This window comes from Cellulosimicrobium sp. 22598, from assembly GCF_052044445.1.
In the GTDB taxonomy this organism is placed as follows: domain Bacteria; phylum Actinomycetota; class Actinomycetes; order Actinomycetales; family Cellulomonadaceae; genus Cellulosimicrobium; species Cellulosimicrobium cellulans_G.
In genome coordinates this window covers 18,016-38,976 of the sequence record NZ_JBQEMZ010000015.1, presented here as the reverse complement: position 1 = coordinate 38,976, position 20,961 = coordinate 18,016, and the positions used below count along the sequence as shown (strand labels likewise).

At 71.9% G+C, this 20,961-nt stretch carries 14 protein-coding genes; 11 read left to right on the top strand and 3 right to left on the bottom strand.

Going from position 1 to position 20,961, the window contains the following annotated elements; all coding sequences use genetic code 11:
- Positions 1-18: 18 nt before the first annotated feature.
- From ACTJIY_RS15785 to ACTJIY_RS15775, 3 genes are all read right to left on the bottom strand, one after another.
- Complete coding sequence (locus ACTJIY_RS15785; RefSeq protein WP_440674617.1) at positions 19-924, bottom strand: dihydrodipicolinate synthase family protein; 906 nt, start codon at positions 922-924, stop codon at positions 19-21.
- Positions 925-959: 35 nt separating this feature from the next.
- Positions 960-1,625, bottom strand: coding sequence for a ThuA domain-containing protein (locus tag ACTJIY_RS15780; RefSeq protein ID WP_253053539.1), 666 nt, complete (start codon positions 1,623-1,625; stop codon positions 960-962).
- Between the two features lie 70 nt (positions 1,626-1,695).
- Positions 1,696-2,877 (bottom strand): ROK family transcriptional regulator, encoded by a 1,182-nt coding sequence (locus ACTJIY_RS15775; RefSeq protein ID WP_253053541.1) that lies wholly within the window; start codon positions 2,875-2,877, stop codon positions 1,696-1,698.
- Positions 2,878-3,287: 410 nt separating this feature from the next.
- Here ACTJIY_RS15775 and ACTJIY_RS15770 point away from each other — a divergent pair, with 410 nt between their 5' ends.
- The 11 genes from ACTJIY_RS15770 to ACTJIY_RS15720 all read left to right on the top strand — a co-directional run bounded on the left by ACTJIY_RS15770 (position 3,288) and on the right by ACTJIY_RS15720 (position 20,925).
- Positions 3,288-4,808: a sugar ABC transporter ATP-binding protein gene (locus ACTJIY_RS15770; protein WP_253053543.1), complete on the top strand. Its 1,521-nt coding sequence runs from the start codon at positions 3,288-3,290 to the stop codon at positions 4,806-4,808.
- Positions 4,805-5,845: an ABC transporter permease gene (locus tag ACTJIY_RS15765; protein WP_374615076.1), complete on the top strand. Its 1,041-nt coding sequence runs from the start codon at positions 4,805-4,807 to the stop codon at positions 5,843-5,845. Before ACTJIY_RS15770 ends, ACTJIY_RS15765 begins: the two co-directional genes overlap by 4 nt.
- Before the next feature lie 101 nt (positions 5,846-5,946).
- Entirely contained in the window at positions 5,947-7,014 is a 1,068-nt protein-coding gene (locus tag ACTJIY_RS15760; protein ID WP_440674616.1) for a substrate-binding domain-containing protein, read from the top strand.
- 135 nt (positions 7,015-7,149) lie between these two features.
- Positions 7,150-8,322 (top strand): Gfo/Idh/MocA family protein, encoded by a 1,173-nt coding sequence (locus tag ACTJIY_RS15755; RefSeq protein WP_253053547.1) that lies wholly within the window; start codon positions 7,150-7,152, stop codon positions 8,320-8,322.
- 278 nt (positions 8,323-8,600) lie between these two features.
- On the top strand, positions 8,601-13,583 hold the full coding sequence (locus ACTJIY_RS15750) for a ThuA domain-containing protein (protein ID WP_353708808.1): 4,983 nt from the start codon (positions 8,601-8,603) through the stop codon (positions 13,581-13,583).
- Between the two features lie 256 nt (positions 13,584-13,839).
- A complete protein-coding gene (locus ACTJIY_RS15745; protein ID WP_253053551.1) occupies positions 13,840-14,568 on the top strand; it encodes a hypothetical protein in 729 nt (242 codons plus the stop codon).
- A 41-nt stretch (positions 14,569-14,609) separates the two neighbouring features.
- A complete protein-coding gene (locus tag ACTJIY_RS15740; protein WP_253053553.1) occupies positions 14,610-15,611 on the top strand; it encodes a sugar phosphate isomerase/epimerase family protein in 1,002 nt (333 codons plus the stop codon).
- Between the two features lie 274 nt (positions 15,612-15,885).
- Positions 15,886-17,133 (top strand): Gfo/Idh/MocA family protein, encoded by a 1,248-nt coding sequence (locus ACTJIY_RS15735; RefSeq protein ID WP_253053555.1) that lies wholly within the window; start codon positions 15,886-15,888, stop codon positions 17,131-17,133.
- Positions 17,130-18,803, top strand: a complete 1,674-nt coding sequence (locus ACTJIY_RS15730) for a sugar ABC transporter ATP-binding protein (protein ID WP_253053557.1) — start codon at positions 17,130-17,132, stop codon at positions 18,801-18,803. The genes ACTJIY_RS15735 and ACTJIY_RS15730 overlap by 4 nt, the downstream gene beginning before the upstream one ends.
- Positions 18,800-19,846, top strand: coding sequence for an ABC transporter permease (locus ACTJIY_RS15725; protein ID WP_253053568.1), 1,047 nt, complete (start codon positions 18,800-18,802; stop codon positions 19,844-19,846). Before ACTJIY_RS15730 ends, ACTJIY_RS15725 begins: the two co-directional genes overlap by 4 nt.
- Positions 19,843-20,925: an ABC transporter permease gene (locus tag ACTJIY_RS15720; RefSeq protein ID WP_440674615.1), complete on the top strand. Its 1,083-nt coding sequence runs from the start codon at positions 19,843-19,845 to the stop codon at positions 20,923-20,925. The genes ACTJIY_RS15725 and ACTJIY_RS15720 overlap by 4 nt, the downstream gene beginning before the upstream one ends.
- Positions 20,926-20,961 lie beyond the last annotated feature (36 nt).

Below are 20,961 nucleotides of genomic sequence, written 5' to 3'. Positions count from 1 at the left end.
CGATGTCATGGGGGTGGATCAGGGCGTCGACGGGCGTCGGGCCACGACCTCCTGCAGCCGCGCGACGCCGTCGGGCGGGACGGGCAGCGACGGGCCGCGCGGGGGAGCGGTCGGCACGCCGAGCAGGGTCGCGAGCGCGTGGAACCCGCTCACCGGGCGCAGCGAGGCCAGGACGTCCGTGAGGTCGCGCAGCCAGTCCACGACCTGGGCGTCGGGCGCGGTGCCCCCGGCCCGGGCGCGCCGCAGCGCGACGTACTCGGCGGGCACGAGCGCGGCGAGACCCGTGTGCCAGGCGTCGGCCGCCTCGGCGCCGCCGACGATCGCGGGGTCGCCGCTGAGCCCGACGCTCAGGCCGAGCCCCGCCGTCGCCGCGCGCAGCGCCGCGACCCGGCCGCTCGGCCGCGCCGGCGTGGACGCCGGGTCCTTGACGGCCGCGACGGTCGTGGTGCGCGCGAGGTGGGCGAGCGCCTCGGGCGTGAGGTCGTACGCCGTCTGGACGCTCCGGTTGTAGTAGCAGACCGGCAGGTCGACGGTCCCCGCCACGGCCTCGAACACCGCCACGACCTCGTGCTCGTCGAGCGGCAGGTAGGAGAACGGCGCGAGCACGAGCCCGTCCGCCCCGCAGTCACGCGCCGCGCGGGCACGCTCCAGGACCTCGCGCGTGGACGCGCCGCTCACGGCGACGTGCACGGGGACGCGCGGCGCGCCGGGCGCCGAGCCCGCCGCGACGGCGGCGCGCACGACGGCGTCGCGCTCGTCGGGCGTGAAGGTCACGCCCGCGCCCGACGATGCGAGGACGACGACGCCGTCGACCCCTGCCCGCGCCGCACCGTCCACGAGGGCGGCGAGCGCGTGGGGGTCGGGCGCGTCCGAGGGGGTGAGCGGGGTGATCGGGTAGGCGAGGAGCCCGCAGAACGAGGTCACGTGCTGGGTGGGGGGACCGGGGCGCGCGTCGAGCGTCAGCGGCTCGCCCAGAGGATGCCGCGCTCCACGATGGTGCGGACGGGCGGGACCTCGAGGTCGGCGAGCTGGTGGCCGGCTGCGCACACGAAGATGCGGCCGGCACCCCAGCGGCGCGTCCACACGGCGGGGGAGACGACCGGCTCGTGCCACGGGTCGCCGTCGCGCGGGACGATGGTCGTCGTCGCGAGGACCTCGTTGTACGAGTCGGCGAGCACCCAGTACTGCTCGGAGTGCAGCGAGATCGAGTCGATGCCCGCGACGATCGGGTGGTCCGCGTGCTCCGGCGCGATGTCGATCGTGTGGTCGATGAGGTCGTGCGCGTGCGCGGCGAACTGCCCGCCCACCATCTGCAGGTAGTCGGTCGCGAGGCGGAACGAGTCCACGATCCCGCCGTGCCAGCCGGCGAACCCGGTACCGTTCGCGATCGCGGTGCGCAGCCCGCGCATCTCGTCGGGCAGGATCTCGCCCATCGTCCAGCACTGCACGACGAGGTCCAGGCTCGCCATGAACTCCTCGTCGGCGTACGACTCCAACGATCCCTCGAGCGTCACGTCGTACCCGGACGCCTCCAGGAACGGGACGAACAGCTCCGCCGCCTCCTCGGGTGCGTGCCCGGGCCAACCGCCCCGGACCACGAGCGCTCGACGGTCCCGCTCGGTCATGACTCCTCCTCGTGCCTCGTCACACTCGTCGCGCCCGCATGTCGCGGGCAGCGGCCCCCGGCGACCGCGCTCAGGCGATGAGCGCGTCGATCGCTGCGGGCGAGAGTACGTGATCCACGGCCATGGCGCTCGCACCGAGCACGCCGGCCTGGCCACGCGCCTGCGACGTGACGATACGCAGGTGCTGCGTCGCGAGGGGGAGCGACCGCTGGTACACGATCTCGCGGATGCCCGCGATCAGGTGCTCGCCGGCCTCGGCGACGATGCCGCCGATGACGATGAGCGACGGGTTGAGGAGGCTCACGCACGCCGCGAGCACCGAGCCGATGTCGCGTCCCGCCTGGCGGACGGCCTGGCTCGCGGTGAGGTCCCCGCCACGGACGAGGGTGACGACGTCGGCGCTGTTCGTCGCGTCGAGGCCCGCGGCGGCGAGCGCGGCGGCGACCGCCTGTCCGCTCGCGACGGCCTCGAGGCACCCGACGTTCCCGCAGCGGCACGGGACGTCGGCCGCGCTCGGGACGGCGACGTGGCCGATGTCCCCGGCGGCGCCCTGCGCGCCGCGCCGCAGCTCGCCGTCGGCGATGATGCCGGACCCGATGCCGGTGGCGACCTTGACGAACAGCATGTCGGTCACGGCGGGCCAGGCGGTGCGGTGCTCGCCGAGCGCCATGATGTTCACGTCGTTGTCCACGAGGACCGACGCGTTGAACCGCTTCTGCAGGATGCCGGCGACGTCGACGTCGTCCCACGCGGGCATGATCGGCGGGTTGATAGGCCGACCGGACGAGTGCTCGACGGGCCCGGGCAGGCCGACGCCGACGCTCACGAGGTCGTCGAGGCTCCGCCCGGTCGTCGCGACGAGCTTCTCGCCCGTGTCCGCGACCCACGACAGCACCACGTCGGGGCCGTCCGCGATCGCGAGCGCGGCGTCGGTCTCGGCGAGCACGTTGGACGCGAGGTCCGTCACGGCCAGGCGGGCGTGCGTCGCACCGAGGTCGACGGCGAGCACGATGCGCGCCTCAGGGCTGAAGGCGAAGGTCACGGGCGGTCGCCCGCCGGTCGAGCTCGCCTCTCCCGCGGGGGCGATGAGGCCCGCCGACATCAGGAGGTCGATCCGGGCGGCGATGGTGGATCGCGCCTGCCCCGTGATCGCTGCGAGGTCCGCGCGCGTGCGCGGCTGACCGTCCCGGAGCAGCTGGAACATGTCGCCGGCGCCGGTCGGGCGCGGCGCGAACTTCAGCAGTTCCTCCATGGGCACAGTGAATCACGGAGCCTCTCGTCGGTCGTCCGTACGTGCCGGACGAGTCATCGGCTTTTGCTTGACGATCGCCAAAAGGTACCCTACTGTCCCCTCCCAAGGCGACACGGACGTCGTCGGAAGTTGTGGAGACCCGAGGAAGGGTCTCCCGTCCGGGCGAACCCCCGCTCCACCTGCTCGTGCAGACCCCGACCCCCAGCCGACTTTCTCGGTGGTTCGGCTCGTCAGCCGGCCGTCGTGCCACCCGTCGACCTGACGCGTCGAGCACCGTCCGCCCGCAGCATGGGAGCGTTCCCTCGCCCTGACAGCGCTTGTCCACTTTTGCTGGTAACGAAGTTGTAACGGCAGCAAAAGGCTGCGATCTTATGATTGACCGTCGTCAAAAGGTCGGCTAGGTTCACCGCATGGTCACCGCAGACCCTCCCCAGCCGCTCCTGCAGATGCAGGGCATCGTCAAGGTCTTCCCCGGGGCTCGAGCGCTCGACGGCGTCGATCTCGAGATCCTCCCCGGAGAGGTCCACTGCCTCCTCGGGCAGAACGGCGCCGGCAAGTCCACCCTCATCAAGGTGCTCGCCGGTGCCCACCAGCCCACCGAGGGTCAGATCCTCCTCGACGGCGAGCCCATCACCATCTCCGACCCCGTCGCCGCGCTGAAGCACGGCGTCGCGACCATGTACCAGGAGCTCGACGTCGTCGACGGCCTGACCGTCGCGGAGAACGTGTACCTCGGGCACGAGCTCGCGACGCTCGGGTTCTCCCAGCGCCGCGAGGCCGTGCGCCAGACGCGGGCCATCCTCAAGCGGCTCGGCCACAGCGAGATCTCCCCGAACCAGGAGGTCGAGCGGCTGTCGGCCGCGGGCAAGCAGATCGTCTCCATGGCGCGGGCGCTGTCGCACGACGCGCGCGTCATCATCATGGACGAGCCGTCCGCGGTGCTCGACTCCGAGGAGGTCGGCAACCTCTTCCGCGTGGTCAAGGAGCTGACCAAGGCCGGGGTCGCCGTCGTCTACATCTCGCACCGTCTCGAGGAGATCCGCGAGATCGGCGACCGCATCACGGTGCTCAAGGACGGCCGGACCGTCGCGCAGAACCTCCCGGTCTCCGAGACCCCGACGGCGAAGCTCATCACCCTCATGACCGGGCGCTCGGTCGAGTACGTCTTCCCCGACTCCCAGGAGCTCGCCGCCGACGCACCCGTCGTGCTCGACGTCGAGGGCCTGTCCCTGCGGGGCACGTTCGAGGACGTGTCGCTCCAGGTGCGCGCCGGGGAGATCGTCGGCCTGGCGGGCCTGGTGGGCGCCGGGCGCTCGGAGATCATCGAGACGATCTACGGGGCTCGGCGCGCGACGGCGGGCACGGTCCGGGTGGACTCGAAGCGGCTTCGCGCCGGCTCCGTGGCCTCCGCCGTGGACGCCGGGATCGGGCTCGCGCCGGAGGAGCGCAAGAGCCAGGGTCTGCTCCTCGACGAGCCCGTCTACCGCAACGTCACCCTCTCGACGTTCGCCCGCTTCGCGCGCGGCGGCTTCCTCGACGAGGGCGCGGAGCGCAAGGCGGCCAAGGAGCAGGCCGACTCGCTCGAGCTGCGGCCCGCCGGCGTCGACCGCGCGATCCGCACGCTCTCGGGTGGCAACCAGCAGAAGGCGATGCTCGCCCGCTGGCTGGTCCACGGCTGCCGCGTGCTGCTCCTCGACGAGCCGACGCGCGGTGTCGACGTCGGGGCGCGCGCCGAGATCTACGCCCTCATCCGCAGGCTCGCCGACGAGGGTGCCGCCGTCGTCGTCGTGTCCAGCGAGATCCCCGAAGTCCTCGGCCTCGCCGACCGCGTACTCGTCGTCTCCGAGGGTCGCGTCGTCCACGAGGGGCCCTCGAGCTCCATCGACGAGCACCAGGTGCTCGACATGGTCATGGAAGGAAGTGTCGCGTGAGCGAGCAGCAGGTGTCGGCCTCGATGCCGACGGACAAGCCGGACGCCGACGAGTCGGCCCGGGTCGAGAAGGCCGCGAGCGAGCGCCGCCGGGCAGGATTCATGTCCGGGGCGGCAGGTCGGAACATCGGCCTGGTCCTCGCGCTGATCCTCCTGTGCGTCCTGGGCTTCGCGACGGCGGGTGAGCGGTTCGCGAGCGTCAGCAACCTGATGACCATCCTCAGCCTCGGCTCGGTCACCGGCGTCCTGGCCATCGGCATGACGTTCGTCATCACGACGGGCGGCATCGACCTGTCGGTCGGCTCCGTGCTCGGGCTCTCCTCCGTGTGGGCGACGACGCTCGCCACCCAGTCGTACGGCTGGGTCGTCATGGTCATCTGTGCGCTCGCGGTCGGCCTCGGCGCCGGGTTCCTCAACGGCCTGATCATCGCCTACGGGCGCGTCGTGGCGTTCATCGCGACGCTCGCGATGCTCGTCGCGGCGCGCGGCCTCGCCGAGCTCATCGCCCAGAAGCGCACGCAGATCGTCAGCGTCCAGGAGTTCAACGACATCTTCCGGGGCAACCTCCTCGGGGTCCCGAAGATCGTCTGGATCTTCGCGATCGTCGCCGTGCTCGGCTGGTTCCTGTTCAACCGCACGACGTTCGGACGCCGGACGGTCGCGGTCGGCGGCAACCCCGAGGCCGCGCGCCTCGCGGGCATCAAGGTCAAGCGGCACCTCATGTACGTGTACGCGCTCTCGGGCCTCACCGCCGGCATCGCCGGGGTCATGATCCTCGCTCGCACGAGCGCCGGCTCCTCGACCAACGGTCTGCTCCTCGAGCTCGACGTGATCGCCGCGGTCGTCGTCGGCGGCACGCTCCTGGCAGGCGGACGCGGATCGATCGTCGGCACCGTCCTGGGCGTGCTCATCTTCACGACGCTCACCAACGTCTTCATCATCAACAACGTCGACAGCTCGGTCCAGCAGATCGCCAAGGGCGCGATCATCGTCGGCGCGGTCCTGCTCCAGCAGCGCATCGCCCGGCGGACCACCTAGCCCGTCGCACTCCCCAGCCATTCCTCGTACGACCCACGACACCACTCACCCCCACAAGTTCCGCAGAGTTCCTCCCGCAGGACAGCATCGAAGGAGATCCCATGTCCGCACGCACCACCCTGCGCCGCCGCTTCATGATCGCGACGGTCTCGGCCGCCTCGATCGCGCTGATCGCCACGGCCTGCACGTCCAACACCCCGACCACCGAGGACACCGCGGACGGCGACGGAGGCGGCAGCAGCAACGAGGCCGTCTCCGACAACGACGCCCCGGGCGACCCGATCGTCATCGGCTTCTCGGCCCCCGCTGCCGACCACGGCTGGATGGGCGCCATCACGACCGCGGCCGAGGCCGAGGCCGCGGAGTACGAGGACGTCGAGCTCCGCGTCGCGGACGGGACGAACGACGTCAACGTCCAGATCAGCCAGATCGAGGGCTTCATCAACGACGGCGTGGACGCGATCGTGCTCCTGCCGTTCGACGGCGCCGCGCTCACCGAGGTCGCGACCAAGGCGATGAACGCCGGGATCCCGGTCATCAACGTCGACCGCGAGTTCTCGAGCCCGTTCGCGGCCCGGGCCACCGTCCTCGGCGACAACTACGGCATGGGCGTGAGCGCCGGCCAGTACATCTGCGAGCAGCTCGGGGACAACCCCGACGCGGTCGTCGCGGAGATCGCGGGCATCGACTCGCTCCCGCTCACGCAGGACCGCAGCCAGGGCTTCGAGGACGCGCTGTCCGACTGCGGCCTCGACGTCGACAACCGCGTCGCGGCCGACTTCACCGTCCAGGGCGGCGAGGCCGCGACGGCGAACCTGCTCCAGGCCGCGCCGCAGATCGACGCCATCTGGAACCACGACGACGACCAGGGCGTCGGCGTGCTCTCCGCGATCGAGAACGCGGGCCGCGACGAGTTCTTCATGGTCGGCGGCGCCGGCTCGAAGCAGGTCATGGAGCACATCAAGGCCGGCGACTCCGTCCTCCAGGCGACCGTCGTCTACCCGTCGACCCAGGCCGCGGACGGCATCAAGCTCGCCCGCCTCGTCGCGCACGAGCGCAGCATGAGCGACCTCGCGTCGTCCGGCGTCCCGCGCACGATCCAGCTCTTCGCGCCGGTCGTGACGAAGGACAACGTCGACCAGTACCTGCCCACGGCGTTCCAGTCCTGACGGGCCGCTGACGCCCGTCGTCAGCACGCAGCACGAAAGCACGCGGACCACGCCCACGGTCCGCCCGGGACGACCCCGGCCGGACCGTGGGCGTGCTCACGTCACGCGCAGGAACATGCGCACGGAAGGAACGTCATGGCAGGAAACGACGGCGCGCAGCTCGGCGTCGGCATGGTCGGGTACTCGTTCATGGGGGCAGCGCACTCGCAGGCCTGGCGGACTGCCCCCCGGTTCTTCGACCTCCCTCTCGACCCGCGCATGCGGGTGCTCGGCGGCCGCAACCCGGAGGCGCTGGCCGCCGCCGCCCAGCGGCTCGGCTGGGAGTCCACCGAGACGAGCTGGCAGGCGCTCGTCGCGCGGGACGACGTCGACCTCGTCGACGTGTGCACGCCCGGCGACACGCACGCCGAGATCGCGATCGCGGCGCTCGAGGCCGGCAAGCACGTGCTGTGCGAGAAGCCGCTCGCCAACACGGTCGCCGAGGCGGAGAAGATGGTCGAGGTGGCCGAGGCCGCGGCCGCGCGCGGCCAGGTCGCGATGGTGGGCTTCACCTACCGCCGCGTGCCGGCCATCCAGCTCGCGCGCCAGCTCGTCGTCGACGGGCGGATCGGGACCGTGCGCCACGTCCGCGCGCAGTACCTCCAGGACTGGATCGCGGACGAGAACGCGCCGCTGTCGTGGCGGCTCGACAAGTCGAAGGCCGGCAGCGGGGCGCTCGGCGACATCGGCGCCCACGTGATCGACCTCGCGCAGTTCATCACCGGCGAGAAGATCACGAGCGTCTCGGGACTGCTCGAGACCTTCGTGACGGAGCGTCCGGTCGCGACGGAGTTCGCGGGGCTGTCCGGCCAGGGCGGCACCGAGCGCGGGCCCGTCACCGTGGACGACGCGGCGGTGTTCCTCGCCCGGCTGTCCGGCGGGGGCATCGGGACCTTCGAGGCCACGCGCTTCGCGTACGGCCGCAAGAACGCGATCCGCCTCGAGATCAACGGCTCGAAGGGGTCGGTCGCGTTCGACTTCGAGGACATGAACGTCCTGCACTTCTTCGACGCCGCGGACGACGCGGTCGTCGCCGGCTTCCGGCGCATCGTCGTCACGGAGCCGGAGCACGCGTACGTCGCGCACTGGTGGCCCGCGGGTCACGGGCTCGGGTACGAGCACGCCTTCACGCACCAGGCGGTCGACCTCGTCGAGGGGATCGCCTCCGGGACGCACCCGGCGCCGACCTTCGCGGACGGCCTCGTGGTGCAGCGCGTGCTCGACGCGGTCGAGCGGAGCGCGGCGTCGGGCGGCTGGGTCCAACCGTAGTATCGAGTCCGGGTCGGCCCGCGGGGCGGAGGGTCGACCCGGACACCGGCCCGACGGTGCCGGCCGTTGCAGCGCAGCACGGCCGGCCGGAACCGGCTTGGAGAAAGGAGGCTGGACGCGCCGCGACGGCGCGCATTTAGTACGACGGGCAATCAAAATTGTCGGTCGAATATCCCGGGACGGCGGCCGGCCGATGGCGGCACCCGGCGGAGCGCAGCACTGATTCCCCATCTCGACGAGGAGACCTTGTGAGAAACGTGCTAGGAGGATCGCTCGCCATGAGGCGGACGGTCGCGGCAGCCGCCGCGGCAGCGGTCGCTCTCCCTCTGACCATGGCGGCGGCGACGTCGGCGACGGCCGCACCGGTGCCCACGGGCGTCGCGGCGGCGCCCGTCGTCACGGCCGCGGACACCGAACCGTTCGACGTGCTCGTCTTCAGCAAGACCGGTGGCTTCCGCCACGGGTCGATCCCGGCGGGTATCGCAGCGATCCAGAAGCTCGGTACCGAGAACAACTTCGAGGTCACCGCGACCGAGGACGCGGGCGCGTTCACGGACGCGAACCTCGCGCAGTACGACGCCGTCGTGTGGCTGTCCACGACCGGTGACGTGCTCAACGACGACCAGCAGGCCGCGTTCGAGCGGTACATCCAGAACGGGGGCGGGTACGCGGGCATCCACGCGGCGTCCGACACCGAGTACGACTGGCCCTGGTACGGCGGGCTGGTCGGCGCGTACTTCAGCGCTCACCCCCAGAACCAGACCGCGACCGTCAAGGTCGAGGACCACGTCCACGAGTCGACGGCGCACCTGCCCTCGCGGTGGGAGCGGTTCGACGAGTGGTACAACTTCCGCACGAACCCGCGTGACACGGTGCACGTGCTCGCGAGCCTCGACGAGACCACGTACAACGCGGGCAGCGGCGCGATGGGCGCCGAGCACCCGACGGCGTGGTGCCAGGTCTACGACGGCGGCCGCTCCTGGTACACCGGCGGTGGCCACACCGACGAGTCGTACGCCGACCCGGCCTTCCTCCAGCACCTGCTGGGCGGCATCCAGACGGCCGCGGGCGCCGTGGCGTCGGACTGCGCGGCGACGCAGTCCGCGAGCTACGAGCAGATCGCGCTCGACGAGGAGACGCGCAACCCGATGGTCCTGGACGTCGCGGACGACGGCACGGTGTTCTACGCCGAGCGCGACGGCCGTGTGCAGGTCATCGACCCGTCGACCAACACGACGCACACCGCGACCACCCTCCCGGTGACCACCGCCAACGAGGACGGTCTGCTCGGGCTCGTGCTCGACCCGGCCTTCTCGGAGAACGGGTGGGTCTACACCTACTGGGCTCCGTCGAACGTCGGCTCCGACGGCCCGCACAACCGGATCTCGCGGTTCGACTTCGACCCGGCCACGGGCACGATCGACCAGGCCACGGAGAAGAAGGTCCTCACCGTCACGACGCAGCGCAACACGTGCTGCCACGCCGGCGGTGACATGGTCTTCGACGAGGACGGCAACCTGATCCTCGCGACGGGCGACAACACCAACCCGTTCGAGTCGGGCGGCTACTCGCCCCACGACGAGCGCGCCGGTCGTCAGGACTACGACGCCCAGCGGTCGTCGGCCAACACCAACGACCTGCGCGGCAAGGTCCTGCGCATCCACCCGGAGGCCGACGGGACGTACACGATCCCCGAGGGCAACCTCTTCGCCCCCGGCACCGAGAAGACGCGTCCCGAGATCTTCGCCATGGGCTTCCGCAACCCGTTCCGCATCGGGGTGGACCCCTACTCGGGCAACATCCTCGTGGGTGACTACGGCCCCGACGCCGGTAGCGCGAGCCCGACGCGTGGCCCGGGCAACACGGTGGAGTGGAACGTCGTCAGCGAGCCCGGCTTCTACGGCTGGCCGTACTGCACGGGCGCGAACGCGGACTACCTCAAGTACAACTTCGCGACCGGCCAGTCCGGCGCGGCGTTCAACTGCGACGCCGGCCCGGTCAACCAGTCCCCGAACAACACGGGCCTGACCCAGCTGCCCCCGGCCATCGAGGCCGAGATCTGGTACAACTACGCCGGCAACCCGGACTTCCCGGAGATCGGCGGCGGCGGTGCGCCCATGGGCGGCCCCGTCTACCAGTTCGACCCCGAGCTCGACTCCGACGTCCAGTGGCCCGAGTACTGGGACGGCAAGGCGTTCCTGGGCGAGTGGAACCAGGGCAAGCTGTACTCGGTCCAGCTCGACGGGGAGAACCGCGACGACATCGTCGACGTCAACCGCGTCCTGCCCAAGATCTTCGACCCGAGCGCCGGGTTCGACCGTGCGATGGACTTCGACTTCGGTCCCGACGGCGCGCTCTACGTCGTCGACTGGGGCTCGGGCTTCGGCGGCGACAACGACTCGAGCGGGATCTACAAGGTCAACTACGTCAAGGGCAACCCGTCGCCGATCGCGCGGGCGAGCGCCGACGTGACGAGCGGTCACGCGCCGCTGACGGTGCAGTTCTCCTCGGAGGGCACGCGCCACCCGTCCGGAGACGCGCTGGCACTCCAGTGGACGTTCGGCGACGGCTCGGAGCCGTCGACCGAGGCCAACCCGGTCCACACCTACACGGAGAACGGCTCGTACACGGCTCAGCTCGTGGCGACGGACTCCCAGGGCCAGACGGGGGTCGCGAACGTGTCGGTCGTCGTCGGCAACGACGCGCCGACGATCTCCATCACGTTCCCCGACAACGGCGGGTTCTTCCAGTGGGGCGACCAGGTCCGGTACGAGATCGCGGTCGACGACCCCGACGGTGAGGTCGACTGCAGCCAGGTCGAGCTCTCGACGTCGCTCGGTCACGACTCGCACGCCCACCCGATGGACGTGCTCGGCGGCTGCGAGGGCGTCTTCCAGACGGCGCGCGACGAGGGCCACGGCATCGAGTCGAACATCTTCTGGGTGATCGAGGCGTCGTACACGGACGACGGTGGCGCCGCCGGTGCCCCGCTCACCGCGAACGACCTCCAGGTGCTCCAGCCCAAGCTGCTCCAGGCGGAGTTCTTCACCTCCACCGGTCGCCTCGCGAGCTCCACGAGCACGGGTGACCCGGGCGTGCAGCGCGAGACGACGGGCGACACGGCCGGCGGTGGCCAGAACATCGGCTACATCGAGCCGGGCGACTGGTGGGCCTACGACCCGATCTCGCTCTACGGCGTCGACTCGATCGCGCTGCGCGCGGCGTCGCCGAGCAACGCCACGATCTCCATCCGCTGGAACGCTGCCGACGGGCCCGAGATCGGGACCGTGCAGGTGCCCGGCACCGGGGACTGGCAGGTCTACCAGAACGTCTCCGGCACCCTGACCGACGTGCCCGCGGGCACGGGGACGCTCTACTTCGTCCTGACGTCCGGCCAGGCCAACGTCAACTGGCTCGAGTTCGACGGCCGCGGCGTCACGGACAACGAGCGCCCGACCATCGACTCGTTCGAGGTCACCCCGACGACGGGCACCGCCCCGCTGACGGTGACCGCGACGGCGACCGCCTCCGACCCCGAGGACGACGCGATCACCTTCGCGTGGGACGCGGGTCTCGGTGACGGCTTCGCCGACGGGACCGACTCGTTCGAGGTCACGTACGACCAGCCGGGCACGTACCGGCTCCAGGTGCGTGCCTCCGACGAGCGCGGCGCGTACTCGGTGGAGTACACGACCGTGACGGTGAAGGCGCCGCAGACCGGGCCGGGGATGTGCTTCTCGGGCCGCTCGGACGACTTCCTCGGGACGGACCTGGACGAGAACCGCTGGTCGGTGCTCAACCGTGACCAGAACCTGGTCGTCCGGGACGGCAAGCTCGTCATCCCGACGACGGCGACCGACTTCTACAGCACGGGCAACACGACGGTGCCGAACGTCGTGCTCCAGGACCTGCCGGACGGGCCGTTCACGGCCACGGCCAAGCTCACGCTGCCGGCTCGCCAGCAGTACCAGCAGGCCGGTCTGGTGATCTGGGAGGACCAGGACAACTACGCCAAGATGGTTCTCCAGGGTCGTTCGCAGTCCGCGGACCCGGCGACCCGGATCTTCCAGTTCATCCGTGAGGAGAACGCCCAGCCGAACGAGGTCAGCGCGTCCAACACGGCGAACCTCGGCGCGGACTACCCGGACACGGTCTACGTCCGGTTCGTCAGCAACGGCGAGAACCTCCAGGCGGCGTACTCGGCCGACGGCGTCGACTTCACGACGATGTCGGAGACCAAGTCGATCGCCGACCTGGAGAACGCGAAGATCGGCCTCGTGTCGCTCAAGGGGAACAACACCACGTCCCCGGTGATCGACGCCGAGTTCGACTGGTTCTCGATCACGCCCGACGACACGGCGTCCGCCCCCGGGCCGGACGACGAGTTCGACGGCACCGCCCTCGACGCGTGCCGCTGGTCGATCGTCCGCGAGGACCCGACCGGCTACCGCGTGGCGGACGGCTCGCTCCAGATCGACACGACCCCGACCGACATCTACGGGACGGGCAACACGGACGTGCCGAACATCATGCTCCAGGAGCAGCCGGGTGACGAGTGGACGATCGAGACCGTCGTCGACGGCTCGGCGTTCGACCGCCAGTACCAGCAGGGTGGTCTGATCGCCTACGCCGACGACGACAACTACGTCAAGCTCGACTACGTGGTCGACAACCAGGCGGGTCAGGCCAAGAACGCCCGGATCGAGCTGCGCAGCGAGGTCGGCGGCGTGGTCCAGAACCCGCAGCCGCAGACGGCGAGCCTCGCCGAGTCGGTCTGGCACCTGCGCCTGACCCGCTCCGGTGACACGTTCACCGGTGCGTACAGCGCGGACGGCGAGACCTGGACCACGTTCGACCAGACCGTGGCGAACACGGCCGCGGCGGACGCCCAGGTCGGTCTCTTCGCGCTCGGTGCGTCGGCCGACACCGGTGCGGCGGCGTCGTTCGACTACTTCCGGGTGGTCGGCGACGAGGTCGAGCCGATCGCGGTGACCATCACCGCGGAGACGCGCTGCATGGCCGGCAAGGTGTTCGTCGCGGTCCGCGCGACGAACGACGACGCGGTCCCGGTCGCGATCACTCTCGAGACCCCGTACGGGTCGAAGGAGTTCGCGGACGTGGCGCCGGGTGCGAACGCCTACCAGTCGTTCGCGTCGCGTGCCACGGGGATCGACGCCGGCACCGTGACGGTGACCGCGACCGACGCCGAGGGGAGGACGTTCTCCGGGACGGCGGACTACGCCGCCCGGGCCTGCTCCTGACAGGTTCCGGCGGGCCGGTGCTCTGAGCACCGGCCCGCCGGGCACCGCGCTCGGCGTGCGGGCGCTCGGCGGACGGGCGGCCCATCGGCCGGGCCGACCGTACGCTGCCCGCACGACGAGCACGACGGGGACCTCCGGGTCTCCGGCCCCGGCGCCCGGGAACGGGCGCTCCGACCCGGCGCCGGGGCACCCCCGGGGTCCGACGACCGCCGTCGGCCCCGGAGCCACCCACAGACCACGACGAGGTGATGACCCGATGTCCCGAACGTCTGCGCAGCCCAGCGGCACCCGCAGCGGCACCAGCACCCGCACCCGACCCCGCGTCGGGGTGCGCGCTCTTCTCACCGCGGCGCTCGGCGTGCTGCTCGGCGCCGTCGTCGCGCTGCTGGGCGTCGCGGCCCCCGCGGCCGCGCACGGCGGCGACGTCGTGATCTCCCTCGGCACCGACGGGGAGGGCGGCATCTCCGCCAACCTCACCTACAAGATCGACGGGCACCCGGTCGAGGAGTCTGCCGACGTCTCCGTGACCGCGGAGTCCGCCGACGGCGAGACCGTCGGACCGCTCACGCTCTCCTCGGCGTCGGAGGGCGTCGGCTGGTACACGTCCGAGCCCGGCGTCCTCGCCGAGGGCAACTGGACCCTCACCGCCACGATCACCCACCCGGCCGAGGCGACCGCCACCGCGCAGGTCGACGTCGTGCCGCTGCCCGAGCTCGCTCCGGATGCGGCCGACGAGGCCGCGGCCGACGCCGAGGGCGGCGCCGCGGACGGGGCCGACGAGGACGCCGACGCCGCGGCGGACGCGTCCGGTACCGCGGACGACGAGTCGAGCGGGAGCGGCGCGGGCGTGTGGATCGCCGTCGCCGTGGTCGCCGCGCTCCTCCTCGTCGGCGGGTACGTCGTCGTCCGCCGCCGTGCGCGCGCTGCCGCCGCCGAGGCGTCGGACGGCAAGCCCCGATCCCTGTCCAGCACGTCCGCCCGGTGACCCCGGGCGCGATACCGAGAACGACCGAAGGAGACACGACCATGGCACGACCGATCACCCTCTTCACCGGGCAGTGGGCCGACCTGCCGTTCGAGGAGGTGGCGCGGCTCGCGTCCGGCTGGGGCTACGACGGCCTGGAGATCGCCTGCTGGGGAGACCACCTCGACCCGTGGCGCTGGGACGACGACGAGTACGTCCAGGGCAAGCTCGACCTGCTGGCCAAGTACGACCTCAAGGTCTACGCGATCTCGAACCACCTCAAGGGCCAGGCCGTCTGCGACGACCCGATCGACCAGCGCCACCGCGACATCCTCCCCGACGTCGTGTGGGGCGACGGCGACCCCGAGGGCGTGCGCCAGCGTGCCGCCGAGGAGATGAAGCACACCGCGCGCCTCGCGGCGAAGCTGGGCGTGAAGACCGTCGTGGGCTTCACGGGCTCGGCGATCTGGAAGTACGTCGCGATGTTCCCGCCCGTCTCGCAGGAGGCGATCGACGCCGGCTACCAGGACTTCGCCGACCGCTGGAACCCGATCCTCGACGTCTTCGACGAGGTCGGCGTGAAGTTCGCCCACGAGGTGCACCCGAGCGAGATCGCGTACGACTACTGGACGACCGTCCGCACGCTCGAGGCGATCGGGCACCGCGAGGCGTTCGGCCTCAACTGGGACCCGAGCCACATGGTGTGGCAGGACCTCGACCCGGTGAGCTTCCTGTGGGACTTCAAGGACCGCATCTACCACGTGGACTGCAAGGACACGAAGAAGCGGATGCACAACGGCCGCAACGGCCGGATGGGCTCGCACCTCGCCTGGGCGGACCCGCGCCGCGGCTGGGACTTCATCTCGACGGGCCACGGCGACGTGCCGTGGGAGGACGCGTTCCGCATGCTCAACACGATCGGCTACGAGGGCCCGATCTCCGTCGAGTGGGAGGACGCCGGCATGGACCGCCTGGTCGGCGCGCCCGAGGCGCTCGCGTTCGTCAAGAAGTACGCCTTCGACGCTCCGGACGCGGCCTTCGACGCCGCGTTCTCGACCAAGTAGCACGCACAGTCTCCCGCCGGCCGGCTCTGCCGGCCGGCGGGTGGGGGAGAACAGTCCGACACGCCACCGCCCCCGGCCCCTCGACGGCCGGGGGCGGTGGCGTGCCCGCGTCCGGGTCTCGTCCGTCGTCCCGTCGCGCGTCGCCCTCCGCGTCGTCGCTGGCTGCGGCCATGTGATCCTTCACATTTGTTTCGTGGCTTGGGTTATCTAACCGTGACGATCAATGTTCGGCTTTTGCTTGACGCTCGACAGAAGTGGCTCTACGTTGTCATCCATGCGAGCCGACGACGTCGCGCAGGACGTGCGTACCCCGGTGCTGGACCCGGGTGCCCACCTCCCCGGAGCGACCACGACAGGGGCCCCTGCCGCCCGTACGACCTTCCCCGCCAGCGCCCCCGACGCGGGCGGTCTGCCGGCCTCCGGCTATCGCGCGGGGATCCTCGGCGCCGGGTTCATGGGGGGCGTCCACGCGCGGGCCGTGCGCACCGGCGGCGGCCGGGTCGTCAGCGTCGCGGCCGCCGACCTCGACATCGCCCGCGCGGCCGCGCCGGGGCTCGGGGCGGAGCGCGCCGTCGCCACCGCGGAGGAGCTGCTCGCCGACCCCGAGGTCGACGTCGTGCACGTGTGCACGCCCAACCACCTGCACGTGCCCCTCGCCCGCGCCGCGCTCGCGGCGGGCAAGCACGTGGTGTGCGAGAAGCCGCTCGCGACCGACGTCGAGGGCGCGGTCGAGCTCGCCGGCCTGGCCGCCGAGGCCCGCGCGGCGGACGGCCGGGTCGCCGTCGTGCCGTTCACGTACCGGTTCCACGCGATGGTGCGCGAGGCGCGCGAGCGCGTGCGCCGCGGCGAGGTCGGCACCATCTCGCTCGTGCACGGCTCGTACCTGCAGGACTGGCTCCTGCGGGAGTCGGACGACAACTGGCGCGTCGACCCCGCGCTCGGCGGCGCGAGCCGGGCCTTCGGGGACATCGGCTCCCACTTCTGCGACCTGCTCGAGTTCACCACCGGGCAGCGCATCGTCCGGCTCGTCGCGCAGTCGGCCACCGTCAACCCGCACCGCCGGGGCGCGGACGGCGTCGTGCACGAGGTGGCGACCGAGGACGCCGTCACGCTCCAGTACGCGACGGACGGCGGGGCGCTCGGGACCGCGGTCATCTCCCAGGTGTCGGCGGGCCGCAAGAACCGTCTCTACCTCGAGATCTCCGGCTCGGAGTCGACGCTGTCGTTCGACCAGGAGCAGCCCGAGACGCTGTGGGAGGGCCGCCGCGACGTCTCGCGCCTCCTCGTCCGCGACCCCGAGGCGCTCTCCCCGGCCGCCGCGCGCTACTCGCGCCTGCCCGCCGGGCACCCCCAGGGCTACCAGGACTGCTTCGACGCGCTCGTCGGCGACACGGCGGCGGCGATCCGCGGCGAGGTCCCGGACGGGCTGCCCACGTTCGACGACGGTCTGCGCGCCGCCCGCCTCGCCGCCGCCGTGGGCGAGTCGGTGCGCTCGGGCGGCTGGGTGGAGGTGCCGGCATGACCGCGACGACCACGCGCGAGCCTCGGCCGCCGACGGCGGGGGAGGGCGGCGACGGGCCGATCCTGCGGCTGCGCGGCATCGGCAAGGAGTTCTTCGGCAACTCCGTGCTGCGCGGCATCGACCTCGACGTGCGGCCGGGCGAGGTGCACGCGCTCGTCGGCGAGAACGGCGCCGGCAAGTCGACGCTCATGAAGATCATCGCGGGCGTGCACCGCCCTGACGCGGGCACGATCGAGCTCGACGGCGCGGACACCACCTTCGCGTCGCCGCTCGCCGCGCAGCACGCGGGCGTGTCGACGGTGTTCCAGGAGTTCAACCTCCTGCCCGAGCGGTCCGTCGCCGAGAACGTCTACCTCGGTCGCGAGCCGCGCCGCGCGGGTCTCGTCGACCGCCGCCGCATGCACGCCGACACCACGGCGCTCCTCGCCGACCTCGGCCTCACCGGCCTCGCCTCGTGGACGCGCGTCGGCTCGCTCTCGGTCGCGCAGCAGCAGATCGTCGAGATCGTCAAGGCCGTGTCCTACGACGCGCGCATCATCTCGATGGACGAGCCGACGGCAGCGCTGGCCGACCAGGAGGTCGAGCTGCTCTACGAGCTCGTCCACCGGCTCAAGGAGCGCGGCGTCGCGATCCTCTACGTGTCGCACCGCCTCAAGGAGATCTTCGACCTCTGCGACACCATCACGGTGCTCAAGGACGGCAACCACGTCCTGACGACGCCGACGGCCGACATCGACCCCGACCGTCTCGTGCGCACCATGGTCGGCCGCGACTTCGCCGGGTACTTCCCGGACAAGGACCCCTCGACGGTCCCGGGCGAGGTGCGCCTCGCGCTCGAGGGCGTGGGCAACACGCAGGTCGACGACGTCTCGCTCGAGGTGCGCGCGGGGGAGATCGTCGCGCTCGCCGGCCTCCAGGGCTCGGGACGCACGGAGATCGCGCACGGCATCTTCGGGATCGCGGGCTTCACCCGCGGGCGCGTGCTCGTCGGCGGCACGCCGGTCGACGTGCGCTCGCCGCGCCAGGCGGTGCGGGCCGGGCTCGCGCTCGTGACCGAGGACCGCAAGGCGGAGGGCCTCGCGCTCGGCCAGTCGATCCTCGCGAACGCGCGGCTCGTGCTCGACGCCGTCGTGCCCGGCCAGGCGGACCGGCGCGCGAAGCGCATCCCCGGCATCCTCTCCTCCCTGGAGCTCGTCGCGAGCTCGCAGGAGGCCGAGGTCCAGTACCTGTCGGGCGGCAACCAGCAGAAGGTCGTCCTCGCGAAGTGGCTGGTCACCGACCCGCAGGTCATCGTGCTCGACGAGCCGACCCGCGGCATCGACGTCGGCGCCAAGCGCGCGGTCTACGACCTCATGCGCGAGCTCACCGCGAGCGGAGTCGCCGTCCTGTTCATCTCCTCCGAGCTCCCCGAGGTCGTCGCGATGGCGGACCGCGTGCTCGTCATGCGCGACGGCCGCCTCGCGGGCGAGCTCCCCGCCGGCAGCGACGAGGAGACCGTCATGGCACTCGCCACGGGCGCGGGGGAGGACACCTCCGGCGAGCACGTCCAGGTCGACCTCGACGCTCTCGCCGGCGCCGACGACCTTCCGGGCGCCGAGCCCGCCACCGCGCCGGACGGACCGCCCGCGTCCGCCCAGCACCCCACCGACGGCCCGCAGGAGGACCGATGAGCACCGCGGTCGCGACCGCCGCCCCCACCGCGCGCCGCGCCCCCGCGCGTCGGCGCCGCCTGGGGTCGACGGAGATCGTCTACCTCGCCCTCGTCGGGATCCTCGTGATCGCCGGCGTCCTCGTCGCCGTCGGCGGCGGCAACCTGTTCAGCACCGCGAACACGGCGTACATGCTCACGCAGACGAGCCTCCTCGGTTTCGTCGCGATCGGGCAGACGTTCGCGATACTCTGCAAGTCGCTCGACCTGTCGGTCGGCTACGTCGTGGCGCTCAGCTCGATCGTCGGCGCGACGACCATGGCGGGCGACCCCTCGCGCGTCTGGCTCGGCGTCCTCGCGGCGGTGGGCGTCGCGGCGGTCGTCGGCCTGGTCAACGGGCTCGTCATCGCGAAGCTCCGCGTCAACGCGTTCATCGCGACGCTCGGCGTGGGCCTCATCATCAAGGGCTACCTCGACACGCAGTTCAAGGGCCCGGCGGGCGAGGTGCCGGCCTCGTTCCAGATGTTCGGGTACACGCGCGTCGGCCCGGTGCCGATCTCGACGATCGTCATGCTGCTCGTCGCGGCCGTCGGCGTCGTGCTCCTCACGCGCACCCGGCCGGGTTACCACATGTTCGCGGTCGGCGGGAACACCGACGTCGCGCGGCTCTCGGGCATCCGGACCGACCGGACGCTGGTCCTCGCGCACGTGCTGTGCTCGGTCTGCGCGGGCGTCGCGGGGCTCCTGATCGCCGCGCGCTTCGGCACCGGCAACGCGCTCGTGTACTCCTACGGGCTCGACCTCGACTCGATCGCGGCCGTCGTGCTGGGCGGCACGCTCCTCATGGGCGGGCGCGGCTCGATCGTCGGGACCGTGGGCGGCGTCCTCATCCTCGCGGTGCTCGACACGGTGTTCAACGTCCTCGACGTCGACCCGTTCTTCAAGGACGTCCTGCGCGGCGTCATCATCATCGCCGCCGTCGCGCTGTACGCCCGGCGCCAGATCGACCCGGCGAGCAGCCGGGCCCGCTTCCGCCCGACCCGCACCGGAGGTGCGTCCGCATGACCACCGACACCACGCGCCGGACGATCCCCGCGCGCGCGCCGCGGGCCGGCTGGCTCGAGCGCCTCACCGCGGGCGGGAGCTGGACCGTGTTCGCGCTGCTCGTGCTCGTCTTCGCGGTCATCCTCGTGATGAACCCGTCGTTCGGCGAGCCCATGTCGCTCATGGCCTTCGTCAAGAAGGCGGCGCCGCTGGTCATCCTCGCGATCGGACAGTACTTCGTCATCGTCTCGGGCGAGTTCGACCTCTCGGTCGGGTCGCTCGTCGGAGCCCAGGTCGTCATCGCGGCGAAGCTCATGGACGGCGAGGACTCGATGACGTGGCCCGTCATGGCCCTCATGATCGTCTTCGGTCTCGCGGTCGGCCTCGTCAACGGCCTCGTGACGACGCTGCTCAAGGTGCCGTCGTTCATCACGACGCTCGGCATGATGCTCGTGCTCTACGGCGCGATCCGGCTCTGGACGGGCGGCGCCCCCACGGGCGCGCTGACCGACGGCTTCCGGCAGTGGGGACGCGGGGGCATCCCCGACACGCCCGGCCAGTTCCAGGTGCCGTACGCGCTCCTGGTCGTCGTGGTGCTCGGCGTCCTCGCCGCCCTGCTCATGCGCCGCCCGTTCGGCCGCACGCTCGTCGCCACCGGCGACAACGACGTCGCGGCCGGCTACGCCGGGGGCTCCGTGTGGTGGGTGCGCACGCGCGCCTTCCTCCTCTCGGGCTTCATGGCCACGGTCGCCGCCATCCTCATCGGTGGCTACGCGGGCGTCACCGCGCAGGTCGGGCAGGGCCTGGAGTTCATGGCCATCACGGCCGTCGTGCTCGGGGGCGTCGTGCTCGGCGGCGGGCGGGGCACCGTGATCGCCGCGATGGCCGGCGCGCTCACCCTCGAGGCGCTGTTCACGCTGTTCAACCAGCTCAGCCTCCCGTCGACGATCCGGCCCGCCGTGCAGGGCGTGATCATCATCGCGGCCGTCGCCTACGCCGCGCTGCCGCGCCGGTCGCGGCGCCGCTCGTCCACCCCCGACGCCCCGCCTGCCGCGGGCCCGACCCCCGCACCGAAGGAGCCCGCCCCCGCGAACGCCTGAGCACCGGCGCCCCGGCGGACTCCCGCCCGCGCGACC